This is a genomic window from Paenibacillus sp. FSL P2-0136 (assembly GCF_037975325.1).
Classification (GTDB): Bacteria; Bacillota; Bacilli; order Paenibacillales; family Paenibacillaceae; genus Paenibacillus_AQ; species Paenibacillus_AQ silagei.
In genome coordinates this window covers 1,713,809-1,738,591 of record NZ_CP150244.1, presented here as the reverse complement: position 1 = coordinate 1,738,591, position 24,783 = coordinate 1,713,809, and the positions used below count along the sequence as shown (strand labels likewise).

General features: G+C 54.1%; 22 protein-coding genes. 5 read left to right on the top strand and 17 right to left on the bottom strand.

Annotated elements, in window-relative coordinates; genetic code table 11:
* Positions 1-45: 45 nt before the first annotated feature.
* The 4 genes from NYE26_RS07190 to NYE26_RS07175 form a co-directional block, all read right to left on the bottom strand.
* Entirely contained in the window at positions 46-1,605 is a 1,560-nt protein-coding gene (locus tag NYE26_RS07190; RefSeq protein ID WP_339254943.1) for a flavocytochrome c, read from the bottom strand.
* Between the two features lie 127 nt (positions 1,606-1,732).
* The gene (dcuS, locus tag NYE26_RS07185; RefSeq protein WP_209878361.1) at positions 1,733-3,346 is read right to left on the bottom strand and encodes a DcuS/MalK family sensor histidine kinase; all 1,614 of its coding nucleotides are present in this window, start codon (positions 3,344-3,346) and stop codon (positions 1,733-1,735) included.
* 204 nt (positions 3,347-3,550) lie between these two features.
* Positions 3,551-3,910: an FMN-binding protein gene (locus NYE26_RS07180; protein ID WP_036722498.1), complete on the bottom strand. Its 360-nt coding sequence runs from the start codon at positions 3,908-3,910 to the stop codon at positions 3,551-3,553.
* 25 nt (positions 3,911-3,935) lie between these two features.
* Positions 3,936-5,366 carry a flavocytochrome c gene (locus NYE26_RS07175; protein ID WP_339254939.1) on the bottom strand — a complete coding sequence of 477 codons (1,431 nt, stop codon included), beginning with the start codon at positions 5,364-5,366 and terminating at the stop codon, positions 3,936-3,938.
* 184 nt (positions 5,367-5,550) lie between these two features.
* On the opposite strand from NYE26_RS07175, the gene NYE26_RS07170 reads away from it, so the two are divergent.
* The gene (locus tag NYE26_RS07170) at positions 5,551-6,009 is read left to right on the top strand and encodes a hypothetical protein (RefSeq protein ID WP_339254937.1); all 459 of its coding nucleotides are present in this window, start codon (positions 5,551-5,553) and stop codon (positions 6,007-6,009) included.
* Between the two features lie 126 nt (positions 6,010-6,135).
* Here NYE26_RS07170 and NYE26_RS07165 read toward each other — a convergent pair whose 3' ends face one another.
* Together NYE26_RS07165 and NYE26_RS07160 are read right to left on the bottom strand one after the other, a co-directional pair.
* Positions 6,136-6,855 (bottom strand): response regulator, encoded by a 720-nt coding sequence (locus NYE26_RS07165; RefSeq protein WP_209878365.1) that lies wholly within the window; start codon positions 6,853-6,855, stop codon positions 6,136-6,138.
* Positions 6,856-7,011: 156 nt separating this feature from the next.
* Positions 7,012-7,689 (bottom strand): lactate utilization protein, encoded by a 678-nt coding sequence (locus NYE26_RS07160; RefSeq protein ID WP_339254935.1) that lies wholly within the window; start codon positions 7,687-7,689, stop codon positions 7,012-7,014.
* Between the two features lie 94 nt (positions 7,690-7,783).
* Here NYE26_RS07160 and NYE26_RS07155 point away from each other — a divergent pair, with 94 nt between their 5' ends.
* A complete protein-coding gene (locus NYE26_RS07155; protein ID WP_339254933.1) occupies positions 7,784-8,485 on the top strand; it encodes a Crp/Fnr family transcriptional regulator in 702 nt (233 codons plus the stop codon).
* 33 nt (positions 8,486-8,518) lie between these two features.
* On the opposite strand, the gene NYE26_RS07150 is transcribed toward NYE26_RS07155, so the two are convergent.
* The 4 genes from NYE26_RS07150 to NYE26_RS07135 all read right to left on the bottom strand — a co-directional run bounded on the left by NYE26_RS07150 (position 8,519) and on the right by NYE26_RS07135 (position 13,303).
* A complete protein-coding gene (locus NYE26_RS07150) occupies positions 8,519-9,727 on the bottom strand; it encodes an MFS transporter (RefSeq protein WP_339254931.1) in 1,209 nt (402 codons plus the stop codon).
* Positions 9,728-9,808: 81 nt separating this feature from the next.
* Positions 9,809-10,354 (bottom strand): hypothetical protein, encoded by a 546-nt coding sequence (locus NYE26_RS07145; protein WP_339254929.1) that lies wholly within the window; start codon positions 10,352-10,354, stop codon positions 9,809-9,811.
* A 130-nt stretch (positions 10,355-10,484) separates the two neighbouring features.
* Positions 10,485-10,904, bottom strand: a complete 420-nt coding sequence (locus NYE26_RS07140; protein WP_036696710.1) for a DUF350 domain-containing protein — start codon at positions 10,902-10,904, stop codon at positions 10,485-10,487.
* A 32-nt stretch (positions 10,905-10,936) separates the two neighbouring features.
* A complete protein-coding gene (locus tag NYE26_RS07135) occupies positions 10,937-13,303 on the bottom strand; it encodes an endonuclease MutS2 (protein ID WP_339254927.1) in 2,367 nt (788 codons plus the stop codon).
* Positions 13,304-13,455: 152 nt separating this feature from the next.
* Between NYE26_RS07135 and NYE26_RS07130 the strand changes: the two genes are divergently transcribed.
* Positions 13,456-13,803 carry a phage holin family protein gene (locus tag NYE26_RS07130; RefSeq protein ID WP_036696706.1) on the top strand — a complete coding sequence of 116 codons (348 nt, stop codon included), beginning with the start codon at positions 13,456-13,458 and terminating at the stop codon, positions 13,801-13,803.
* Positions 13,804-13,846: 43 nt separating this feature from the next.
* Here the strand turns inward: NYE26_RS07130 and NYE26_RS07125 are convergent, their stop codons facing one another.
* A complete protein-coding gene (locus tag NYE26_RS07125; RefSeq protein WP_235191749.1) occupies positions 13,847-14,980 on the bottom strand; it encodes a diguanylate cyclase in 1,134 nt (377 codons plus the stop codon).
* 240 nt (positions 14,981-15,220) lie between these two features.
* Between NYE26_RS07125 and NYE26_RS07120 the strand changes: the two genes are divergently transcribed.
* Both NYE26_RS07120 and NYE26_RS07115 read left to right on the top strand, forming a co-directional pair.
* On the top strand, positions 15,221-15,607 hold the full coding sequence (locus NYE26_RS07120) for a cupredoxin domain-containing protein (RefSeq protein ID WP_036722528.1): 387 nt from the start codon (positions 15,221-15,223) through the stop codon (positions 15,605-15,607).
* A gap of 156 nt (positions 15,608-15,763) precedes the next feature.
* Positions 15,764-16,213, top strand: a complete 450-nt coding sequence (locus tag NYE26_RS07115; RefSeq protein WP_339254924.1) for a hypothetical protein — start codon at positions 15,764-15,766, stop codon at positions 16,211-16,213.
* Positions 16,214-16,283: 70 nt separating this feature from the next.
* On the opposite strand, the gene NYE26_RS07110 is transcribed toward NYE26_RS07115, so the two are convergent.
* The 6 genes from NYE26_RS07110 to NYE26_RS07085 all read right to left on the bottom strand — a co-directional run bounded on the left by NYE26_RS07110 (position 16,284) and on the right by NYE26_RS07085 (position 24,409).
* On the bottom strand, positions 16,284-17,477 hold the full coding sequence (locus NYE26_RS07110) for a sugar ABC transporter permease (protein WP_339254922.1): 1,194 nt from the start codon (positions 17,475-17,477) through the stop codon (positions 16,284-16,286).
* Between the two features lie 2 nt (positions 17,478-17,479).
* On the bottom strand, positions 17,480-18,991 hold the full coding sequence (locus NYE26_RS07105; RefSeq protein ID WP_209878383.1) for a xylose ABC transporter ATP-binding protein: 1,512 nt from the start codon (positions 18,989-18,991) through the stop codon (positions 17,480-17,482).
* An 87-nt stretch (positions 18,992-19,078) separates the two neighbouring features.
* Complete coding sequence (gene xylF / locus NYE26_RS07100; RefSeq protein WP_339257379.1) at positions 19,079-20,107, bottom strand: D-xylose ABC transporter substrate-binding protein; 1,029 nt, start codon at positions 20,105-20,107, stop codon at positions 19,079-19,081.
* 265 nt (positions 20,108-20,372) lie between these two features.
* Positions 20,373-21,953 (bottom strand): helix-turn-helix domain-containing protein, encoded by a 1,581-nt coding sequence (locus NYE26_RS07095; RefSeq protein WP_339254920.1) that lies wholly within the window; start codon positions 21,951-21,953, stop codon positions 20,373-20,375.
* 36 nt (positions 21,954-21,989) lie between these two features.
* The gene (locus tag NYE26_RS07090) at positions 21,990-23,423 is read right to left on the bottom strand and encodes a sensor histidine kinase (protein WP_339254918.1); all 1,434 of its coding nucleotides are present in this window, start codon (positions 23,421-23,423) and stop codon (positions 21,990-21,992) included.
* On the bottom strand, positions 23,420-24,409 hold the full coding sequence (locus NYE26_RS07085; RefSeq protein WP_036722668.1) for a sugar-binding protein: 990 nt from the start codon (positions 24,407-24,409) through the stop codon (positions 23,420-23,422). Before NYE26_RS07085 ends, NYE26_RS07090 begins: the two co-directional genes overlap by 4 nt.
* Positions 24,410-24,783: the final 374 nt, after the last annotated feature.

The window sequence follows — 24,783 nt, the reverse complement described above, 5'->3', positions numbered from 1 at the left end:
GCTGCGGAGCATCCCTTTTACATGAGAACAATATAGAATAATAGCTTATTGCGCTTTTACAAATTCAGCCGACTTAATCCCTGCCTGACGTCCGAAGATAATAATCTCGGCTACCGAGTTACCGCCGATGCGGTTCTCACCGTGCAGCCCGCCGACCACTTCTCCTGCCGCGAACAGGCCCGTAATCGCCTTGCCGTCTTTGTTCAAGACCTCAGTGTTGGTGTTGATCACCACTCCGCCCATCGTATAGTGAATTCCAGGGCCGATCTGAATCGCATAATACGGAGCACCGGACAGATCATTATCCATACCGGTTGTTCTGCCGAACTCGGCATCCGACTTACTTTTCACCGCACTGTTCCATGTTTCCACGGTGGTCTTAAGTGCAGCGGCTGGAACCTTCATCTGATCCGCCAGTGCCTCGATGGTATCTGCGGTCTTGACTACACCCATCTTGATGTATTGATCTACCGCCTTTACACGGGATTTCACTCCGGCGTCGAACACGAGATAAGCGGATTTCTCAGGAAGTGTATTAATTGAAGCCGTCACCTTGTCACGGGTATCCATCTCATTGCCGAAGCGCTTGCCCTCAGCAGATACAAGAATAGCCCCTTCTCCCCGGACCGCTTCACCGATCAGGTAGGATTTCTCCTGCTGTACAGTCGGGTGAACCTGAATCTGATCCAGGTCCACGGTAGTTCCGCCGACCTTCTCAATCATGGCAATGCCGTCGCCGGTGCTGCCAATCTGGTTGGTCGTTACCAGTCCTTGCAGATCCGGGCGAACCTTGGCAATCAGTTCCTTGTTGGCACCGAAGCCCCCGGTGGTTACGATAACTGCTGCTGCGCTGATCGTTTTGTCATCAGCCTGGTTGAACAGCACCTTCACGCCGTTCACCTTACCATCCTGTACCGTAAGCTCCTTCACATCCGCATTGACGAACAGCGGAATTCCCTGCTCCTGAACATTGCGGACAAGTCCTGCTACAAGATATTGTCCCACGGCCGAGCCGTCCTCCGGACGATGGGTACGCTTCTCCTTCATACCGCCGGTAATTGTAATATTGTTCAGGCGGATTCCGATGGAATCGAGCCAGTCAATGGCACCTGCGGATTGATCCACGAAGAAGTGCAGCAGCTCCTTATTGTTCGTATCATGTCCGCCCTTAAGGGTCTCTTCATAGAACAGTTCGTTGCTGTCTTCGATGCCCTGCTCCTTCTGGAACTTGGTCTGCGAAGCATTCATCCCTGAGGAGGATTTGGTTGTATTGCCGCCGGCTACCGGCATTTTCTCTAAGATGACCGGGTTCATGCCGGCCGCTTTGGCTTCCAGCGCAGCAGACATTCCAGCACCGCCCGCGCCGACGATGACGATATCATATTTATCCTTTAACTGATCATATGGAGTATAGCTCGCTTCGGATGCTCCCGACACGGCCTCCGGCTTCTCAGTAGGTGCAGTGGTTGCTACCGGCTCTGTAGCCGCGCTGCCCGCTTCCTTGCTCTCATTCTTGCTGCTGCCCGCATTGTTGTTTCCGCAGCCTGCAATGACCAGCATCACGGAGAGAATGAGGATAAGCGCCGCTGTTAATCTCTTATTCATGTGAGTTGTGCCCCCTTGTGCATATTTTCACAATTATCATAGCGCCAAAGAAGCGGTTTGTGGAACCTTCCGTAAATTATTAAAGAGTTTTGTAACTAAAGTAAGCGGGTATGCGGACCTTAAATGTTCACACACCCTCCTCCTCCTTCACCTCATAAGGCACATCCACGATAAAATGTGCTCCCGGCCCGCAGCCGGCGGCAAGCTCAAGATGACCCCCCAGTTTGTCTACACTTTTCTTCACCAGATATAGGCCGATTCCCCGCTGTTCACCCTTGGAGGAGTAGCCCTGAACGAAGATCTTATCCCCCAGACCCGCCGGAATTCCCGGACCGTTGTCGCTAACCTCGCATAGCAGCCGCCCTTCTTCATATTGAAAAGCAAGCTCCACCCGCTTCACGGGTTGCTCACAGAGCTCCCCCAGCGCCTCCAGAGCATTATCCAGCAGATTGCCGGCAATCGTAATCAGCTCATGAATCACCTGCGGATCAGCCGGCTCCGGCAGATAGCTGTCTCCGGTCAGCAGCAGCTCCATCCCCGCTTCGCGTGCCCGGCTCAGCTTCCCCAGCAGAAATCCGGCCAGCACCGGGTCCTTGATCTGTCTTGTGATCGACCCGATCTCCTTCTGGTAATTGCTTACCGTTCCCAGAATATATTGCTGCAGCTCATCATACAGACCCATATGCGTCATGCCCATAATGACATGCAGCTTGTTCATGAACTCATGGGCACCGGAGCGCAGCGCTTCTGCATAGACCGAGACTCCCGACAGCTTCTCTGCCAGCACAGCCAATTCGGTTTCATCCCGGAAGGTAGCAATCGCGCCAACGATGTTCCCATTCACCCGGACTGGCAGGCTGTTCACCAAAAGAGAGCTGTCTCCCAGCTCCAGCTCCCGGTCCTGTATCCCCTCTCCCTCAGCCAATACCTGCTCAAGACCCAGCTCCGGCCAATACTCGGCAATCTGCCGGTTCATGGCGCTCCCGCCAATCCCCGCTGCCCGCAGAAGCCGCTGTGCTTCCATATTAAGGATGGTAATCCGCGCCTCCTGATCTACGGCAATAATTCCCTCACGCGTGGATTCCAGCATCGCACTGCGTTCCTGGAGCAGCTTGGAGATGTCCTCCGGCTCCATCCCGAACACCATCCGCTTGATCCGGGCCGCCAGAATGAATGCTCCTCCCGCTCCCAGCAAGGCTCCCGAGACCAGAATCGCAATAATCGTCCACTCATTCATCAGGACCAGCCGCTCGACCCGCTCCAGGGACAGACCGGCAATGACCACACCCACCTGATGCCCCCGGTTGTTATAGACCGGCACGAAGCCGCGCAGGGATCTGCCGAGCGGACCGGCCCCTTCGGAGATGCTCTCCCCTCCGCGCAGCGATATCTCCTGGCCGCCTCCCGCAAAGGGCAGACCGACCAGCGAAGCATCCGGATGAGAATAGCGGATTCCCTTCATATCTGTCACGACCACGAACATAATATCATTGCGGCGGGCGATCCTTGAGGTGTAGTCCTGAATCTCCTTGCTGTTGCCCTCACTGAGTCCCTCAGAGACCAGCGGAATCAGGGCGATGGTACGGGCAATCGTAATCGCCTTATCCTCCAGCGCCTGCCGGGTCTGCGGAATAATCTGATTCCGGAAAATAAAATATAAAATCAGCAGTACCAGCAGGACAACGGCAGACACCATGACGGCAATCATTGTGCGCAGACTGTAGCTTTTTTTCCTGGCCACTGGTGCGAAGACCTCCCTTCATGTCCCATATTCCTATACCATTCGAACTATATTATTTGAACTAGAATTTGTAAAGCTACTCCAGAGTGATTGTTTCTGGGGATGGAACTATGCAGCAAGCCCAGCCGTTCTGCCGGAGACAGGAGGGCTGGGCTTGCTGGAATGAACTTTTCACAACTCTTGTATAGACAAATAGATGATAGCTTACTGCTTCTTGGCCTGTTCCAGCGCCTGGGTCACCGCTTCAATAATTCCGCCGCTGGAGCCGGAAGCCCCGGAGAGGGCGTCTACGCCTTCTGTGGTTTGCTTTTCAATAATTTCAGGAATCGTATTCTCTACAGCCGCATCGATCATCGCCTGCGTCTCCTTATGCTCCTGTACGGTGATGGCGTCGATCTTCTCATCTTTGATCTCTACCGCCACTTTAATATCACTCTTAACCCCTTTGCCTGTTCCATCATATGTCCCGTCCACATACTTGCCGGAAGATGATGAGCATCCAGCTGTTAGTACTGTTGCAGCCGCGAGGGCAGAGAACAGCAAGGTTTTTGTCCACTTGTGCATGAATAATTCCTCCTTCTGAAAGTTCCTATTTCTTAAGTGCCTTCACAGCTTCATCCGCTGCGATCCGCCCGAAGGTAGTGATGTCTGCCAGTGCATTACCGCCCAGACGGTTCGCGCCGTGTACTCCGCCGGTTACTTCGCCCGCAGCATACAGCCCGGCAATGACCTGATCCTTGGTATCCAGCACCTGAGCCTGGGTGTTAATTGCTACTCCGCCCATGGTATGGTGGATTCCCGGTGTTACCTGAATTGCATAATATTTACCCTTTTCAAAAGACAGCTTAAGATCCGGCCGTTCAAACTCTGTATCCTTGCCGGAAGCAACGAAGCCATTATACGTTTTCAGTGTATCCGCAAGCGCTTTGCCATCTACACCAATCTGTGCCGCCAATTCTTCAGGTGTTGCCGCTTCTTTGACCAAATCCATTCCAAAGTAAACCTCAGTTGCCTTCAGGTTCGCACGCAGCTCATCATTGAAGATCAGGTAAGCTACTTTACCGGATTGGGCCAGAATATTCTGGGACACGACATCGCGGGTCAGCAGTTCATTCGTGAATCGCTTGCCTTCGCTATTGACCAGAATCGCACCGTCTCCGCGTACCCCTTCCGTGATCAGCACGCCTTGATTAGGAATGGTGGTCGGATGAATCTGAATCTCCTTCATGTCTACAAGCTTGGCACCAATCTTCTCTGCCATCGTTGTACCATCTCCGGTTGCGCCCGGGTGGTTAGTGGTAGAGAACCCTTCCAGCTTCGGCTGATACCCCTTGATCATGTCCATGTTAGCTCCAAAACCGCCAGCCGCCAGGATAACGGAATTCGCACTAATCGTGTACTGCTTGCCATCCTTATCCGTCACCTTCACTCCGGTAACCACGCCGTCCTCGTTCTTGACGATCTCATCGGCAGTCGTCCGCAGGCGCACATCAATCTTGTACTCCTCCAGCTTCTTCTTCAGCGCGACTACGATGAAATTCCCTGCCGCTTCCCCGCCTGCCGGACGGTGAATCCGGTTCACGCTTGCCCCGCCTGCGCGTCCCACTTCAGACAGCTCGGCTCCATTCTCCTTCAGCCACTCCACCGAAGCCGCCGCACCGTTCGTAAGTGTTCTGACCAGATCCGGGTTGTTCAGGTTCTTGCCGCCCTTCATAGTATCCTCGAAATGCAGCTCCGGACTGTCTGTAATGCCAGCCGCTGCCTGATAAGGTGTTCCTGCCGCATTCAATCCGCCTTCCGCACGGACGGTGTTGCCTCCAAGCATAGGCATTTTTTCGATCAATATCACTTTGGCTCCCTGATTATGCGCTTCAATGGCAGCAGTCATTCCCGCGCCGCCGCCGCCGATAATAACAATGTCCGTAGACTCCCCTTTGGTGCTGTTACATGCAGGCAATACCACCAGACTTGCCAGCAGCAACCCCTTGCCCAGCAGACTTCCCCATCTCTTTCTGTTCATTCAGTTCTCCTCCAATTGTTATTGTGCATATTTTCACAATCATCATAACCTGAAGGAGCCCTGACAAGAATATTTAGTAATTAAAGAAATGATAAAGTAAATAAAGGTAGTGAATTTGCTTGAATGTGTTTATAGATTTATAATTGGAGCTTATACAACCGTATCACTAGGAGGAACAGAAACTATGGAAAAAAGCGAAAAATATTGGCTGGCCGGTGCTGTTCTGGCAGCAGCCGGTGTCTCCCTGATGAGCTACACCGCGAGCCGCTATACTTCATTCAAAAGAGTAGTTACCCGAACCATCCATCTGGAAGATATCGCCGCTCTGGAAATTACCCGCCTATCTTCTGTTCCCGGTGAACAGAAGGATATTGTGCTTACTGAGCCGGAAGCGATTAAGCGGATCTACGATGATTTCTCCAGCGTCCGCCTGATGAAATCCGCCCGCAATGTGAGCACAGACAACAAGTACAGCTATTACATTACCATCGTCCAGGCCGACCGGAAGCAGCGGTTCGACATTATTTTGAAGGGCAAGCATCACATGATTATCTACGACAATGACATGAACAACCCGCACCTGGTAGCCTATAAAATCATTAACGAGTTCAGTCCGCTCGCTCTGCAGCAGGCCTTCGATTGATTCTGCGCACGCTTATGTACGGCATAGCTTAATAACCTTCACAGCTAATGTGACGGCTATATGGAGTCATGGAACGCCTGGGGCAGCCTTGGGACACCTTGACTCCGTTTTATTTTAAGAGAACGCTCATAGATATTTACGGATAAGTTCATGCCCTTCAGGTCTCACCTTATACATATACACCGGCCTGCCTACCGCCCCGTAGCTAAGCTCCATTTCCAGAATACCTGCCTCCGTTAGAAAAGCCAGATATTTGCGGACCGAGATCCGCGAGATGGGCGCATGACTGCTGATATCCTCCGTGGAGAACACCGGGCTCTCCAGCCGGTTAATTGTGCTCCAGATGCTCTCCAGTGTGCCTTCGGCAAGCCCTTTGGGCAGCGGCAGGGCAGCGTACTTCTCCTCTTCCGTCCCGAGCGAATGCCGCAGCAGCTTATCCAGCTGCTCCTGGCTTAGATGCTCCTTGTGCATCAGCTTATAATCTTCACGATACGCCGACAGTGCCGCCTGAAACCGGGCAAACTCAAACGGCTTGATCAAATAATCCACGGCCCCGTTCTGCAGTGCCTTGCGGATGCTCGCATTATCACTGGCGGCGGAGATCACAATGATGTCCACCTTGCTCCCCTGCTCCCGCAGAGCAGAGAGCAGCTGCAGCCCGCTGACACGAGGCATATAAATATCCAGCAGCACCAGATCTACCTGCTGCTCCTCCAGCATAGTTCTCGCTTCATCCCCTGTCGCCGCCCAGCCCGCATACTCAAAGCCCGGAACCTGCTCCAGATAATGCCGGTTGAACTTCGCCACCATCGGGTCATCTTCAACGATTAGTACTTTAATGTTCATGGGGTCTCCTTGTCTTTTGTGCAACTATAACTACATATAACTACAACTAATATAACATTGCGGCGGAGAATTTTGGAGGGAGGTGTGCTGTGACAAAGAATCAAAACTAACAAAAAGGCACCAATTCGAGAAATTACCCGAACGGTGCCAAAAAAATTAAAACCCCAAAGATTCACCAACGAGGATAACCTTTATTCTCCCCGCTGTTTTACACATTCTTGTTTCGACGATGTAAGAACAGATACAATCCTCTGATTTACAATCTGCACAAGCACCATTGATTAGGCAGGGCGTTTTTTGCGGTGAATGTAAAAATGGGCTGGACGAACTCGAAAGACGGTTTGCGTTAATGGGAGCGGCATAGGTTCTGGCTCTGATCACTGCATCTTCAGCGGTCTTGCACACCTTATTCATCCCCACGACAGCAACCACACTTCTCGGTCCAAAAGTAATCGCTGCCGCCCGATTGCCCACACTGTCGATATTGACCAATATCCCATCTTCACTAACCGCGTTGAAGCTCGTTAAATAGGTATCACATAAAAGAGATTGGCGCATGAGGTCATAACGTTCCTCCATCGTCTGCGCTGTATCACGATCAATGACTGCATAGTTGCCTTGGCATACCCTGTCAAGAAGCCCGATTTCCTCAAGCGTGACCGACCCGCCCCAAGATACCGAAGACTGTTCCGGAATTAAGGATAGCGCCTTTTCCGCAGCTTCTATGGCGTTGTCACAGTAATAAGCTTCAAATTTTCTGTTTTTCAGATTTTTCATAACCTTGGTGGCTAACAGCCGGTTTCTCGCTTTGATTGAATCTTCTTTCGTTTGCATTGCTCTTCCTCCGTTCTGACGTTAGACAAGGTAGCTAAACTTCGTGTGTATGTACGATTAATATAGTATAGTAAAAATAAAAAGGATGTTGCACATGCAACGCAAAGCCTCTCAGATTAACTTAGAGTCCCTCTGTCAATCACGTTTATTTTCAGGGATTTCTCCAAATGATATTCCCCAAATGCTTGAATGTCTGTCAGCCACACGCAAAGAATATGCAAAAGATGAGATGGTGGTACGGGAGGGCGATTTCGTTGATGATGTCGGCATCATATTGCAGGGCACCGCTCAAAGTACAAAATTGAACGTCAAAGGAAAACAAATTATTGTATCCCTCCATTACCCGGGTGGATATACCGCTGTTCTCACAGCTGCCAGCCGTGGAAGAAGATGCCCGATGTCAGTACAGGCCATAGAACCGCTTGAGGTTCTGTTTATTCCTATCCAAAACATATTGAGCCCATGCACAAAGTTATGTATGGCACACGAACAATTACTTGGTAATCTTTTCGATAGTATTGCTGAGCGGGCGTTAGAACTGCATGACCGGAATGATTGTCTGATTATGCCGACTATTCGGGATAAGGTTTTAACTTATTTAACAAGAGTTATGCGTGATGCTGGAACCGAGACTTTTACGATTCCCTTTGATCGGGAAGCCATGGCCGAGTATCTGGACGTAGACCGCAGCGCCTTGTCCAGAGAGCTGGCATGGATGAAGCGGGACGGCTTGATTGAGTTTAGTAGGAATGAATTTAGACTATTATCAAAAGCAGTAGAGAAGGATATTCACTAACGGGAAGCGAGGCTGGTGATATATGACACTGGGTTATGAATGCTTTTGCGTATTTAAATTCAGCAACCCCCGCACCACCACCCAACTCCCAATCGGCGCAACGCCCAATCCCAGCATGAGCAGAGTTAGAGTCCGCGGGGACTGGTCCAGGGACAGCACGGCGATGAAGATCAGCAGGCCGAGGAGGCGGCCGCTCATCAGGCTAAGCTCCCTGAGCACTACCAGCTCCACGCGTTTGCCGGCGCTCTCCTCGGACACGCCCATCAGGTCGAAGCTGGTGGACAGCATCGGCAGCATGTAGAGCGGCAGGCAGAGTGAGGTGCCGATCCCCATGATGAGGAGGGTCGTAAAGTTCACCTTCCATAGCAGCGGAAGAAGGAAGGCGATGAGCAGCAGGCTGCCTGCCAGCATACCGCTGAGGCGGGCCCGGGGCTTGAACCATCTGCCGGCCGCATAATAGCTGATCAGGGAGACGGCGGAGGTCAGCAGGGCGAACTGTCCCAGCTTGCTCTCCTCTTGTGCTGCAATGTAGACGAGCAGACCAATCAGGAAGGAGAATACGCCTTCCCGGATGCCCTGAAATACTAGCGCCGCCGCAACTGGCCGCCAAGGACTGCGCCTGCGGGTAAGCTCGCGCCAGGGCTCCAGCCAGAGATAGGCTTCACCGCGCGGCCGTTTGCGCAGGCCGAAGCTGAGCACAGCAGCCAACCCATAGATACATAGCGACAGTATGAATACCATACGGTAGCCTTGTCCGCCTTGCCAACGGGAGATCATCCAGCCGGACACCCAGGGTCCGGCTATTCCCGTCAGGGAACCGAGCAGGCCCATCCACCCGTTATAGAAATCGCGGTTCTTGGCATCGGTAATCTCGAAGAAAACAATATTGAACGCCAGCCAGTACAGCCCGATGGATAGCCCGAGGACCCCGCCCAGCGGCCAAATGTAATGAATCGCGTCGCCCCGCAGCCACAGCACCAGCAAATAAAAAAAGCCCGATACGGCAATTCCCAGCCGTAGGGCATTCATTTTGTTATGTTCTTTCACCCACTTGCCGCCCAGCCAAAAGCTGAGACCCACGGCAAGCTGCTGGGCCACGGTGAACCAGCCGATCATGGCGAAGTTCTGCCGGCTTTTCCACAGATATACGTTGAGGAACGTTCCTGCAAGCACTGTAGCCAGAAGGTATAGCCCGCCTACAGCCAGCAGCAGCGCCGCCTGTCCCCGTTCTGAACCTCTCATGCTTAGCCCTCCCTGCTCGTCCTAAGACACATCATCTATTACTAACATGTCCAGACAGCAGGGAAAGCATGAATCCGATCTTTATTCGGCTGAGGTACTGAGATTGCGGACAAGCTGGATGCGGTCTTCCTGCGCCAGGCTGTGCTGCACATGGAAGCAGGAAGGACAGACGTACAGATTCAGCGCAAAAGGAGCCTTCAGCACGGCTGCGCCGCCTAGCGCTTCCGGCGTTGCCGGGGTGAACCCGTCCACCTGCTGCGTACCGGAATGAAGCATCAGCTCATGACATTGCGGACATTCCGGAGCTTCCAGCTGGGCAGCCAGCAAGCCTGTGACCTTGTCCTCATAACGCTTCAGATCATAGTCGTCACCGAACTGACCCAGCGTACCCCATACAGGCACCACGCTATCCTTGTCGTCGTCATCCCACAAATTATCGTCGCTGATCTCTTCCTCCCCGGAAGCTTCCTGCGTATCCGGCTCTTCATCCTCCAGATCCTCTGCACCTATCGTTACTGTGCGGTAGCCGCTAAGCTCGTTATTGCAATGAGGACAGGTATCCTCGGGGCCAAACTCCTCATCCCATACAATCTCGGTATGGCACCATGGGCAAACTGTTGTCTCCATCTGTATAATCTCCTTCGCTTACTCACATTCGGTTCAATTCACCGTTAAATATATAATGCCGGCCGCTATAAAAGCCAGGGCTGAAAAAAACAGAACCCGAATCAGCAGCTTCATCTCCCTGCCCCCTAATTCAGAATATGGCCGCGCCGATAACATAGGACAAGGATATGGAGAGCAGCATGGCTGTCAGTCCTACGGCCCGGTTATCTGCGGCAATCTCTTCATCAATTGAAAAGACCGGAGTAAAAAACTCGAACAGGAAGTAAGCCAGCAGCAGCAGCAAAAAGCCTACAACCGACCATTTCATCGTCTCATAGATGGATGCCCCCGCTTCAATGCTGAAGCGTAAGATGTTGCAGATTCCGAAGATTTTGCCTCCGGTTGCCATGGCTACGGCCACATTCCCCTTGCGGATCTCTTCCCAGCAGTTGTATTTCGTCACCATTTCGAAGAAGGACAGGAATACGACCAGCCCCAATATGGCGACAGTGAAGTAGCCTAGCAGCGCCCCCAGCGGATGTTCCAGCAAAAGATCAATATTATCCTGCACACTTTTCCCTCTTCCCTGCCGGACTATGGGCGCTACTCCAGTTCAGCTACCGTCACACCCGCGCCGCCTTCATTGTAGTTCCCGAGCCGATAGCTTTTGACATGCTTGTGCTTGCGGAGGTATTCCTGTATTCCTGTCCGCAGGACCCCCGTCCCCTTGCCGTGGATAATGGAGATCTGCCCCAGATTGCCGAGAAAAGCTTCGTCGATGAAGCGGTCGGTCTCCATAATGGCTTCCTCCAGGTTCGCACCGCGCAGATCAAGCTCATTACGGATATTCTCATCGCGTGTACGCTTGACCGTTGTGGCCCTGCGCAGAGCCGGCGGAGGAGCATCCGGGGCGGAGGCCAGGAATTCCAGATCACTCAGATTGACCTTCATCTTCATGATGCCGAATTGTACCACCGCTTCCTTGGTACCACTCAGCTCAACCACAAGGCCCTTCTGATTCACATTCGCTACCTTCACTTCATCCCCTGGCTGAATCTTACGCGGCGCCTTGACCGTGCTGCGCGGCACAGCCTTCTTGCGTGGTGCAGGCTCTGCTTCATCCAGCCGGCGGCGCGCTTCAATCAGCTTATGCTCCTTGACGGATGCGCCTTCCTCCAGCGCCAGGCGGCGGAGGTCACTGATAATCTCTTCGGCTTCCTTGCGCGCCTTGGCCAGAAGCTCGCTGGCATCCTTCTCTGCCTTCTCAAGGCGTTTGTCGCGTGAGCCCTCCAGCTTCTCCAGCTCCTGCTGCTGCCGCTTCCGGAACTCCTCCGCTTCACGGCGAATCTCTTCCGCCCGTATGCGTTCGTTCTCTGCGGTAAGGCGGTTCTCCTCAAGGGATGCAATCATATGCTCAACACGCATATCTTCTTCCTTCACTTCACCGCGCGCATGCTCAAGGATTGCATTTGGCATCCCGAGGCGTTCAGCAATAGCGAACGCATTGCTTCGTCCAGGTACACCGACCAGCAGCCGGTAAGTAGGACTCAGGCTCTGCACATCGAATTCCATGCTGGCATTAATAACGCCTGCCCGTTCATAAGCGTATGCCTTCAATTCACTGTAATGTGTAGTGGCAACCATCCGGGATTCCGTCCGGTGAATATTCTCCAGAATCGCTATCGCCAGTGCGGAGCCTTCGGCCGGATCGGTTCCTGCACCGACCTCATCGAGCAGAATCAGACTCTTCGGTGTCATCCGCTTCAAAATGGATATAATATTCGTCATATGGCTGGAGAAGGTACTGAGGCTCTGCTCAATGCTCTGCTCATCGCCGATGTCGGCGTAGATCGCATCAAAGACACACAGCTGACTGCCTTCCTCGGCCGGAATGAAGAGACCCGACATGGCCATCAGGCTGAGCAGGCCGATCGTCTTCAAGGTCACCGTCTTCCCGCCCGTATTGGGGCCGGTCACGATGATGGAGCGGTAATCATTGCCCAGCTCCACATCCAGCGGCACAACCTGCTCGGCCGGAATTAGCGGATGGCGGCCCTTGCGCAGACGCAGGTATCCTCGGTCATTCATCCGCGGCTGGGTAGCCTTCAGGTCGCGTGCCAGACGTGCCTTGGCGAAGATGAAGTCCAGCTCGCCGAGAATGTCGATATCATAAGCCATCTCCTCGGCAATATCGCCGACCAGCGCAGTCAGCCGGTGCAGAATGATCTCAATCTCACGTTCTTCGCGCAGCCGCGTCTCCCGCAGCTTGTTGTTCATCGCTACAATGGATTCCGGCTCGATGAACAGCGTTGCCCCGGAGCCCGACTGATCGTGCACAATACCGCCGAAGTGGGCGCGGTACTCTGCCTTGACCGGAATGACGAACCGGTCACCACGGATCGTCACGAGCTGATCCTGGAGCATCTTCGAGACCGAAGACGAGCGGATCATCGAATCCAGCTTCTCACGGATGCGCGTCTCTCCCCCGCGCAGCTCGCGGCGGAGGGAGGCAAGCTCCGTGCTCGCCGAATCCATTACATCGGCATTCTCGTCAATACACATGCGGATAGCATCCTCAACAGGCTTCTGCTCCGACAGCAGATCACTCTGTGCGAAGAGGGAAGGAACGCTCTCATCGTCATGCATGGCATGGATGAACCGCTTCACCCGGCGTGCCCCGCCAATCGTGTTGCCTACCGCAAGTAGCTCTGCTGTGCCCAGCATTCCGCCAATTGATGCACGCTTCAGCGCAGGACGGATATCGGTTACACCGCCGAATGAAGGAATTCCCTTCAACCGGTCAACATTTACCGCCTCATCCGTTGCCTGCAGGAGCTTCTTCACCCCTTCGAAATCACCGGAAGGCTTCAGGAGCTCGGCGGTCAGCCGGCCCATCGGCGTCTGCGTATACTGCATCAATTTATTTAAAATCTTGCGATATTCAAGCGTATGCAAAATTTTGTCGTCCAATTACTGTCACAGCTCCCTTCATAGATGGAACCATTATACCTAATTTAGCCCATTTTCGCTATTTGGGTATGATTTCTGGGCATAGAAAACCGGCTTCGGGCTACAATAACAACGCACATATCCTTAAGCGAACGCCAAAGGAGGTTAGTTCATTGAGATTCTTAGCTCATGTAGTACGGTTCGTGGTCGCTGCAATCGTGCTGATGGTGGTCGGCTGGATTGTACCGCAGTTCACGGTCGGGGGATTCTGGAGCGCATTCATGCTTGCTCTGGTGATCGCTCTGCTCGGCTGGGTCGTTGAAGGCATTTTCGGCAAAAAAACAACGCCCTTCGGCCGCGGTATCGTCGGCTTCCTGGTCAGCGCCCTGGTCATCTGGATTGCCCAGTTTGTCGTCAGCGGTGTCAGTGTCTCGGTGCTTGGTGCCCTGCTTGCCGCACTGGTCATCGGGATCATCGATCTGTTCCTGCCGGTATCCACTCCGTTTGAAGCAGGCAAATAACGGCGCAAGGCACATGCAGACAATGAAACCCCCAGCTCCCGGTCTATATCGGAATTTGGGGGTTTTCTGTAAGTTTATGCACTTCACCGGAAGTGACCGCGGAGGTCACCACAGCATTTTTCCCGCCGCGCTTGGCCGTATACAGCGAATCGTCTGTCTTGCGGAACAGCAGCTCCTTGCCGTCTCCAAGCTGGTAGTGACACAGTCCGATACTGACCGTAATGGGCTTGTTCCCGGCATACGGATGGCACATGGCAGCAATGCTGATACGCATTTGCTCGACAGCAGCGTAGGCTTCCTGGAAGCTTTTATCCGTAAAAATCACTGCGAATTCTTCCCCGCCATACCTTGCCGCGAAGTCATTCAACCCGATCAGGCTGCCCATCTTGGCCGCTACCTCTTTCAGCACAAGATCGCCCACCCAGTGTCCGTATCTGTCATTGACCTGCTTGAAATTATCGATGTCCATTAACGCCAGCTGCAGCCTCAATCCGTTGTTCTCACACTGCTCCAACAACGAATCCAGATACTCATGGAACGTCTTGTGATTATACAGGCCGGTTAACGCATCCATCTTCAGCAGCTTGTCCGAAATCGCCCGCTCTACCATTAGCTCCTGCTCCGACTTGGTGAGCTGCTCCAGATATTCGCGCGTCTCGCGGCCACGGAGGATCACCGCCTGCGCCGTCAGGGCAAAGACAACATACACACACTCCACCAGCACGAATTCCAGCAGCGGCTTGCCAAGCAGCGGCCGTTCAAGCCCAAAGTATACCCCAGCGTAGAATACAATGCTAAATGCTCCAAGCGAGTACAGCAGCCGCTGGTCGAAATAGATGAGGGCCAGCATAAGGGGCATCAGCAGCAGCATCTGGGCACCGTCTACATAAGGCTCCAGCACAAAATACATCAAATAGGAAACCACAAAACTGCAGACCACAACCGCCTGCTTATGATAACGGAGCGAGCGCCGCAGCCAGACCTCGGCAGAAGCCATACTCAGGACAATCATCAGGTTGCAGACTATGAACATATGCCCCTTACCGGGACTGAAGATCGTCTCCATCTCAGCCGAACGGGAGTACAGCATATACAGGAACTGGGCGAGCAGCAGACAGAGTACGATGATCCAGTAGCCATACAATATTCTCCGGTGCCATCTCTCTGCACTTTGCAACGCGTAATCTATAATGATCTGACTCCCCTGCTTCTAGCCGAATAATATGAAGCTTTAATTATATTAGGCTTAATTATAATTAATTTTAAACTCTTTTGCATCATATTTTTGCAAAATTCGACAAAGTTTGCAGCGGTGGTGACGGCGGCGGTCGGAGTCTTTTTCATAGATTGATCAAGACAACTTGACCGATTTAGGCTATGCTAAGGTCAACTGCCCAAGTAGATGAGGAGGATGCATATGATCAGGAAGTCGGCTATTCTTTGTTCTATTATATTTGTGCTTCTGCTAACGGCCTGCGGAGGGAACACGAGCAATTCTGATAGCGCAAACAACGCAGCTGCCGGGAGCAATCTGACGGCGGAGGAAGAACTCGTAATTACAGCCACCAATTATAGCTTTGACCAGCCGGAATACCATTTGAAGAAGGGCGTCCCTGTCAAAATCATCTTCGAAAATGAGAGCGGCAATCACGGCATACTAATCCCGGAGATGAAGCTGCGGTTGGATGCCAAGAACGCCTCGCAGGTTGTCCTGCCCGAGGAAGCCGGAACCTTCGAAATGACCTGTGCCATCATGTGCGGCTCCGGCCACAGCGGAATGACCGCCAAGATTATTGTGGAGTAAGCACTCCAGTTCCAAGGGGCCGAATTACGCAAGTGGAAACGGCTTTGCCGTCCTTTTAAAGGACGGTACCGTTTTGGCGAGAAATAGAAGGATAATGTATAGCGTGGAACATATAAATTCTTATATTTGAACAAAATGCCTGCGGTATAGCCGGATGTGGTCAGTTTTTCGACCTTATTCGGCTCACTCGCCTCCGCCGCGCCAAATGTGATCGGTTTTCCGTTCTTATTCGGCTCACTCGCCTCCGCCGCGCCGAATGTGATCGGTTTTGCGACCTTATTCGGCTCACTCGCCTCCGCCGCACCGAATGTAATCGGTTTTCCGTCCTTATTCGGCTCACTCGCCTCCGCAGCGCCGAATGTAATCGGTTTTGCGACCTTATTCGGCTCACTCGCCTCCGCCGTGCCGAATGTGATCGGTTTTGCGACCTTATTCGGCTCACTCGCCTCCGCCGTGCCGAATGTAATCGGTTTTGCGACCTTATTCGGCTCACTCGCCTCCGCCGTGCCGAATGTAATCGGTTTTCCGATCACATTCGGTTCTTGCACCTACGCACACAACTTATCCATATCGGACGAAAATCATGATTTCCTAGTCAGCAAATAAGCCGGAAGGGACAAGATCCCTTCCGGCTTATTTGCTCTGTATGCTTAAGCGGCTGCTACAGCCCCTGCTCTTACTTCACACCCTTGCTGCGGCCTGAAATGTCCAGCCAGACGGCGATGACCAGGATCGAGCCTTTGACCACATACTGCCAGAACGACTCCAGTCCCATCAGCGACATGCCGTTATCGAGCGAGGTCATCACCAGCGCCCCGATGAGAGCGCCAATGACCGTTCCGGCTCCGCCCATCAGCGAGGTTCCGCCGATGACGCAGGCGGCAATCGCGTCCATCTCGGCCATATTGCCTGCGGTAATGGTCGCCGAGGCCAGGCGGGAGGTCAGCACGATGGCGGCGATGGAGCCGAGCAAGCCGCTCAGGATGAAGACCAGCATCGTCTTGCGTCTGATGTTAATGCCGGAGAGCCGCGCAGCCTCAATATTGCCGCCGATGGCGTAGATATGGCGGCCGAAGGTCGTCTTGGTGGACAGGAAGTAGAAGATGACCGCCAGCACAATGACGAAGATGATCGGGAACGGAATCCCTTTGTAATTGTTCATCAAGGCCACAAAGACTACCACGAGCAGGGACAGTCCTGTTACCTTCGCGATATCCATGCCGAGCGGGGCGACGGTGAACCCGTATTTCTTGCGGGAGCGCCGCTTCGTGAACGCGCTATACAGCAGCAGAGCCACTGCGAGCACGCCGAGAATGATTCCGAAGCCTGAGGCAAAATAGGCATTGCCGAGCAGCGCCAGCACCGGATCAGATACCGGAATGGTCATGGATTCGGTCACGCCCATCAGCACCCCGCGGAACACCATCATCCCGCCGAGGGTGACAATGAAGGCGGGGATCATTTTATAGGCGACCAGCCAGCCTTGTACCAGACCCAGCACCGCACCTGCCGCAACCGTGCCCAGGATGACCACGATAGCGGGCAACTCCAGCCAATTGCTGAGAATCGCCGCCATCCCGCCGGTCAAGCCGACGATGGAGCCGACGGACAGATCGATATGGCCCGCCACGATTACCAGCACCATGCCAATAGCCAGTATAGAGGTCACCGACATCTGCGTGAACAGATTGGACAGGTTCCGCGAGGTCAGGAAGGTCGGATTCAGCACGCCGAACAACACCCAGATCAGAATCAATGCGCCAATCATTGTATAGGCGCGCATATCCATTTTGCCGAACAGGGTACGCAAGCGCGATCCTCCGGCGGCCGGAACCGCTTCAGGTTCCTTAAGCTCTTTTTGCAGCTGCATCTCTATCTGCCTCCTGTGGCGGCCAGCATAATATTCTCCTGTGTTGCTTCGCGCCAGTCATATTCCCGTACCAGTTGTCCTTCGCACATCACCAGAATCCGGTCGCTCATCCCCAGCACCTCGGGAAGCTCGGAGGAGATCATTATAATAGCTACTCCCTGCTCCACCAGCTTGTTCATCAGATTATAGATTTCGTACTTCGCCCCGACATCGATGCCCCGGGTGGGTTCGTCCATAATCAGAATCTTGGGGTCACTCATCAGCCATTTGCCGATAACCACCTTCTGCTGGTTCCCCCCGGACAGTGTGCCGACAAGCGTCTCCAGCGAAGCTGTCTTCGTCTTCAGATCCTTCACGTACTGCTCAGACCACTTGATCTCCTCATTCTCATTGATCACTCCCAGCCTTGAGACCTTGCCGAGTGTGGCCAGCGTCGTATTGCGCTTGACATCCATCCCCATGACCAGCCCCTGACGCTTGCGGTCTTCCGTGACCAGGGCAATCCCGGCCTTGATCGCTTCGGCAATCGAACGGATCTTAACGGCCTTGCCTTCGATCAGAACCGTACCTTCGCTTCTTCCGCCATATGCGCCGAACAGGCTGCTGACCAGCTCTGTCCGCCCGGCCCCCATCAGCCCGGCAATGCCCAGAATCTCGCCTTGACGGAGCGTGAATCCAATATCTCTAAGCACCTTCTGCTGACGCTTCTCCGGGTGCCAGACATTATAGTCTGCGACCTCAAGCACCTTGTCTCCGGGTGAATGCGGGACGCGCGGATAGCGCTCGGTCAACTCACGGCCGACCATCAGCGATACCACCTGATCGTCGTTCGTCGCCTGGCGCTCCAGGGTTGCCACCGTCCGTCCGTCGCGCAGCACGGTAATCGAATCGGCCAGTGCGAACACCTCGGGCATTTTGTGGGAGATATAGACACAGGTAACCCCTTCGCGCCGCAGCTGGTTCAGAATGCCCATCAGGATGGACACCTCACTCTCGGTCAGCGCCGCTGTCGGTTCATCCAATATGAGAATCCGGGTATGCTTGGAGAGCGCCTTGGCGATCTCTACGAGCTGCTGCTGGCCGATGCCCAGATTGCCGATCTTCGTATCCGGCGACAGGTTCAGCCCTACCTTCTTCAGCCACAGCGAAGCCTGATGGTACAGCTCATTCCACTGGATCGCCCCGCGCTTCACCGGCTCTGCCCCCAGGAAAATATTCTCGCCGACCGTCATCTCCTTCACGAGCGCCAGCTCCTGATGGATAATCGCAATGCCGGCCTGCTCGGCATCGGTAATTTGGTGGAATGCCTTCTTCTCCCCGCCGATGCGGATTTCGCCTTCATATGTCCCCGCAGGATACAGTCCGCTCAGCACCTTCATCAGCGTGGATTTGCCTGCGCCGTTCTCCCCGCACAAGGCGTGAATCTCTCCTTGCTTCACCTTGAAGTTCACATGGTCCAGCGCCTTCACGCCGGGGAAGCTCTTGCTGATCTCTACCATTTCAAGTACATCCATGCCTGCCGTTCCTCCTTCCCGCCCTCAAGCAGCAAGCAGATGCGGGTTCGCCACTGGCGCCGCATCTGCTTGCCGTACAGGCTGCCCTTATTGTTTCGGCCACTGGTCCTTCGGAACGTTCTTATACACATCCTCCAGCTTGTGGAAGCCGTCCTTGATCAGCACATCCAGGTTATCCTTGTTGACGGCAAGCGGATCAAGCAGCACGGATGGAACATCAATTTTACCGTTGTTAACAGTCTTATCTGTCGAAATAGCCTCGCCCTTGGCAGCTGCCACCGCCATTTCCGCCGCCTTCGTGGCAATCGCGTTGATCGGCTTGTAGACCGTCATCAGCTGTGCGCCTTCCGCGATACGCTGTACAGCAGCGAGGTCAGCATCCTGACCGGATACCGGAATTTTGCCCGCCATGCCCTGCGCCGTAAGCGCCTGGATGGAGCCGCCTGCTGTCCCGTCATTCGCTGCTACAACGCCCTGTACATCGTTATTGTTCGCGGTCAGCGCATTCTCCATATTTTTCAGCGCTTCTTCCGGCTTCCAGTCCTTGGAGAACTGGTCGTAGACGATTTTGATATCGCCCTTCTCTTCCAGCGGCTTCAGAATATTCATCGCGCCTTCCTTGAACATGTGGGCATTGTTATCGGTATCTGCGCCGCCGATGTAGACGATATTGCCCTTAGGAGCCTTGTCGATAACCGCCTGAGCCTGGAATTCACCGACACGCACATTATCGAAGGAGATGTAATAATCCACCTCGGAATTGTTGATCAGCCGGTCATAGGCAATGACCTTGATGCCTTCCTTATGCGCCTTATCCACGATGGGAGCCGTAGCCTCCGCATTATGGGCAATGACCACGAGCACATCCACACCCTGGGAGATCAGTTGCTCCGCCTGGCTTAGCTGGGTAGCATCATCCCCGTTTGCGGCCAGCACCTTCACTTCACCGCCAAGCTCCTGTACTTTTGCTGTGAAAATATCCCGGTCCTTCTGCCAGCGCTCCTCCTTCAAGGTATCCATGGACATGCCGATGACAATTTTGTCCCCGTCCTTGGCCGCTCCCGCAGACTCCTTCTTCTCGTTGTCACCGCTTGAGACCACACCGCAGCCCGCCATCGATGCAGCCAGCACCATCGCCGCCAGCCCGAGGGAAATTGCTCTTCCGTATTTTCTCACGATTGCTACGCCCCTTTTCGTCAGCCTTATATTTGATTGCGCTTACAAAAAAAGTGTAGCATGGGAAAACCGCCCCGGGAGCAGCGATTCCCTGCACTTATTTGCCCTCCACCCGCATTCTTGGTCTTGCCTGCTGTAATGTAATTCTCCGCCCCGGCTTTCATAGGATAATCCGGGGCAACAGCACAAAAAAGTCCTTGCTCACTCAGCAAGGACCCGGCTTCTCCTGCTGCTGGCGGAATTCGCTTGGCGTCATCCCCGCAGCCTTCTTGAAGACCCGGCTGAAATAATTCGGGTCCTTATAGCCTACTTCATAGCAGATTTCCTTCAGGTTCAGCTGATCCTCAGAGATCAGGCGTTTCGCTTCATTCATCCGCAGCCGTGTGACATAGTCGATGAAGGTCTCTCCTTCATGCTGCCGGAATAATTTGCTGAAATAATGCGGGCTCAGGTTCACATATTCAGCCGTCTGCTCCATGGAGATATCCTCTTTATATTTCTGGCTGATATAGAGCAGCGCCCGCTGATGCACATGGGACCGGTGATGCTCCTGCTCCTCCTCCAGGCCATCGATCAGCCGCTCCAGCCAGGACTCCGCGCTTAACCGCAGAGCACGCGGATCTTCCGCTGCGTTCAGCGAAGCCAGCAGCTCTGCACCGGCCGTGGAGTGAACGCCTCTGGCCAGGAACAGTAGCAGGCCGATGACCTCCCCACGCACGGCGGACAGCGGCTGGTCCCCTCCTTGCTCGAAGGAGTCATACAGCAGGCTGAAGCGCTGGGCGGCCTCCTGCTTGCTGCGCTGGAGCAGGGCGGTAAGCAGCTTCTTCTCTTCATCCAGAGAGACCGCCGTCTGCCCCGAGCTCTGGATCATATCATCGTAATGGTGCACACCGAATGAATGCTGGTGGTCCGCACATATGCGGACGGCTTCGCGGTAGGAACGGCTAAGCCCGTCCCAGCCTTCACGGATCGAGCCGATCCCGACGCCAAGGGGCAGGCTGAAGCGCTCCCGGGTATAGGTGCGGAGCCGCTCTCCCCAGTCCAGCGAGCTGACGCGCTGGGAATATCCGGTCCTCCCCGGCGGCAAGGGAATGAACAGCGCCAGCTGATGCCCGGCCAGCGGTCCGGCGAGGCAGCCCAGTCCTGTTTTGGCAAACTGCTTGACCGCCTCATAGATCTCCCGCTTGGACTGCCGGAACGTCTCCCAGCCGCTCTCCCCGTGCCGGGGGAATGACAGGACCATCGCGTAGCCCTTGCTGAAATGCAGCTCCAGCAGCCCGGCCAGCTGCTCCGGCTCCAGATCCTGCACATGCTCCAGCATGAGCATCAGGGTCAGCTCATTCTCGGCCAGCGGCAGCAGATGGGCCAGCTTTTCCTGCAGCTCCAGCTGTTCATTCCTGCGCCGCCGCTCCTCCCCGATGACCGCCATCAGCTTCCTCAGCACCTCCGCCACCTCTTCCCGCCGGGCCGGCTTCAGCAGATAGTCGCGGACACCCAGCAGCAGCCCCTCCTTGGCATACGCGAAGTAGTCATGGGCCGTAATCATCACAATCTGCGCCGCCGGAAGCTTCTCCCGAATCTGCCGCACCGCCTCCAGCCCATGAATCCCGGGCATCTTAATATCCATGAAAATCATATCCGGCCGGTGCTCCTCCGCCAGCTGAATCGCCTTCCGCCCGTTCCCCGCATGCAGGAATTCGAATTTGTCCGGGATAAGATGCCGGATCATCAGCTCCAGCCCCTCCCGCTCCAGTGCTTCATCATCTGCGATCAGCAGCTTGTACATCGTTATCGCTTCCCCCTTCACTTCATATGAGTGCCTCTAGGCCGAGGTCCGGAAGGGCAGCCGGAACAGCACCGCCGTCCCCTTCCCTTCACTGCTGTTGATCTCGATGAGCTGCTGGCCGTCGAAGAATAAATGCAGTCTTTTAAAAACATTATGTGTCCCAAGCCCTGTAGACTGGCCCTTGCCGCTGGAATGCGGCGCCTCCTGCTGAATCGATCCCATCAGCCGGGCTACCGTCTCGCGGTTCATGCCCGCTCCGTTATCGCTGATTACAATCTCCACCTGCCCGCTGCGGTAACGGATCGATAGCGTTAGTATAGCCCCCTCCTCCATCTGCTCCAGACCGTGAACGAAGGCATTCTCGAAGATCGGCTGCAGCGTCAGACACGGCACCATCCCGTCCATCGCCTGCTCATCAATCTCCATCTCAAAAGCAATCCGGTCCCGGAAGCGGGCCCGCTGGATGTTGATATACTCGTTCACATGCTCGACCTCCTCGCGCAGCGGAACAGCCTGGTCCAGCTTTTGCAGATTATAGCGGAGCAGACGCGAGACGGACACGGTCAGATCGCTGGTTCTCGCCGCCCCTTCCAGATACGCAAGCTTGGCGATGGAATTCAGTGTGTTGAACAGGAAATGCGGATTGATCTGGCTCTGCAGCATTTTCAGCTCCAGCTCCTTGACCAGCCGGTCCTTCTCCGCACTCTTAATGTTCTCCTTCATCAGCTCCTGGATATTATCGATCATCCCGTTAAAAGCGCGGCACAGTATGCTGATCTCATCGTTATTAACACTCTCCGGCGCCTTGGTATCCATCCGTCCCTTCGAGATTTGCTTGGCCGTTGCCACCAGGCGGCGGATCGGTCCGGTAATGCTGCTGGACAGCCAGACGGCCATACAGATGCTAAGCAGCGCCGCGGTGATCACCAGCAGACTGCCCATCCGGTTCAGCTTCGCTGTCGTAGACATAATCTCGGCGTAGATCGGCTTATATTGGTCCAGCTCCAAATCGACCAGCTCCTGGGCCTCCTCACGGATGAACCGCTGCGTCTGCTCCGCCTCGATATAGGCACCTGCCAGCGAATTCGCATCCTGTCCGTCAATCTCCGTGATCATCTGGCCCGCCTGCTCGACAAAAGTATCAATAAGGTGGCTATAGTTCATCAGCGGAAGGCCGCTGCCCCCGATGGTATTCATCCCGTCCAGCCTGCTGCGCAGCTCCAGTACCGCGCCCAGATGCTTCTCCACCTCCGGGAAGCTGTCGGTATCCACCTGCATAATGAAGCGGTTCAAGGAGCGCATATTCTCGCCGACCTCATAGGATACCTCCTTATACAGCATGATCCGGTTCATCATCAGGTGGTAGCTCTCCTGCACATTCTTCCCGCTCTGGAACAGTACGAAGGAGACCGAGCTCATCAGCAGCACCAGCAGCGGAATACAGATCAGCAACTTCAGGCGGATACTCATAGGCTCTCTCCCTCCTGCACATTGGTCTTATCCAGTACCTTCACTCCGGTATAATACCGGGTCTGTAAATGGGCACCATTAAAATAATCATGGAGCAGCCGGACCGCCATATTCCCCATAAGGTAAGGCTGCTGTGCGACAGTCGCTGTGATCGCCCCCCGGCTGATGGCATCCAGTGTCTCCGCCTGATTATCGAAGCCGATAATGGTCAGCGGACCGCGCTTCAGGCTCCTCGATGCCTGCAAGACGCCCAACGCATCCGTTGAACTGGTGCCGACCATGACATCGATCTCCGGATGATAGCGCAGCATATCCGCTGCCTGCTGGATCGCCTCCATATGTGAGATGTTGGAGCTGCGGACATCGACAATCTCCATGCCGCCGTAGTCTTTTACGATATTTTTCAGGCCGTCCAGACGCTGAAGCTGGTTTTTGGCCAGCTCGCTGCCGATAATCACGCCTATTTTGCCTTTTCCGCCAGTTGTCTTCACTACCATGCGCCCCAGCGCCTCACCTGCAGCCACATTGTCAGTGCCCACATAGGCCAGTCTCCGGCTGGCCGGAGCATCCGTGTCAATCGTGATCACCGGAATCCCCCGGTTCACCGCCTTATCAATCACCGGCGTGAACTTCTCGTCGTTGAGCCCCTGGACGATGATGGCATCCGCTTTAGCGGCAATCGCTTTTTCCAGCAGGCTGATCTGCTCCTCCATGTTATTGCGCACCGGTCCCGTGAATTCGATCTCTATCCCGTATTTCGCTGCGGCCTCTGCGGCCCCCTTCTCGACCATCTCCCAGTAAGGGTGGTACCGCTCCTGCTCGATCAGCACAATATGATATCCGGGCTTGTCCTGACTGGGCTGGCCGCTTAATTCCTTGACAATATTGCCCATCCGGGCAGAATGGCGCGCGAAGCCTATAAACAAATATGACAACAGTATAAAAAGCACAATAACCCCAACGCCGCTGACCCATTTCTTATCCATCCCGTTCACCTCAACCAACATCCTACCCCGGGTTGTAACCGGTTGCAATACTTATTATGTCAAAAACACTCCATGCAGGAGGCAGTTAGGCTAATGTATTCTTCGTAGATATGTTCGAACTAATTTAGCTCACATCTGGTGATTCAGGAGCACTAATGCTCTTCATTTACTCATTTGGCTAACTTCTGGTGGATTCAGGAGCACTTGTGCTCTTCATTTACTAATTTGACTAACTTCTGCTGAAATCAGGAGCACTTGTGCTCCTCATTTGCTCATTTGACTAACTTCTGGTGAAATCAGGAGCACTTGTGCTCCTCATCATGAGCTGTTATCGCCAAGTGTTGCACATTTTGCAGGATTCATATCGGATTGTA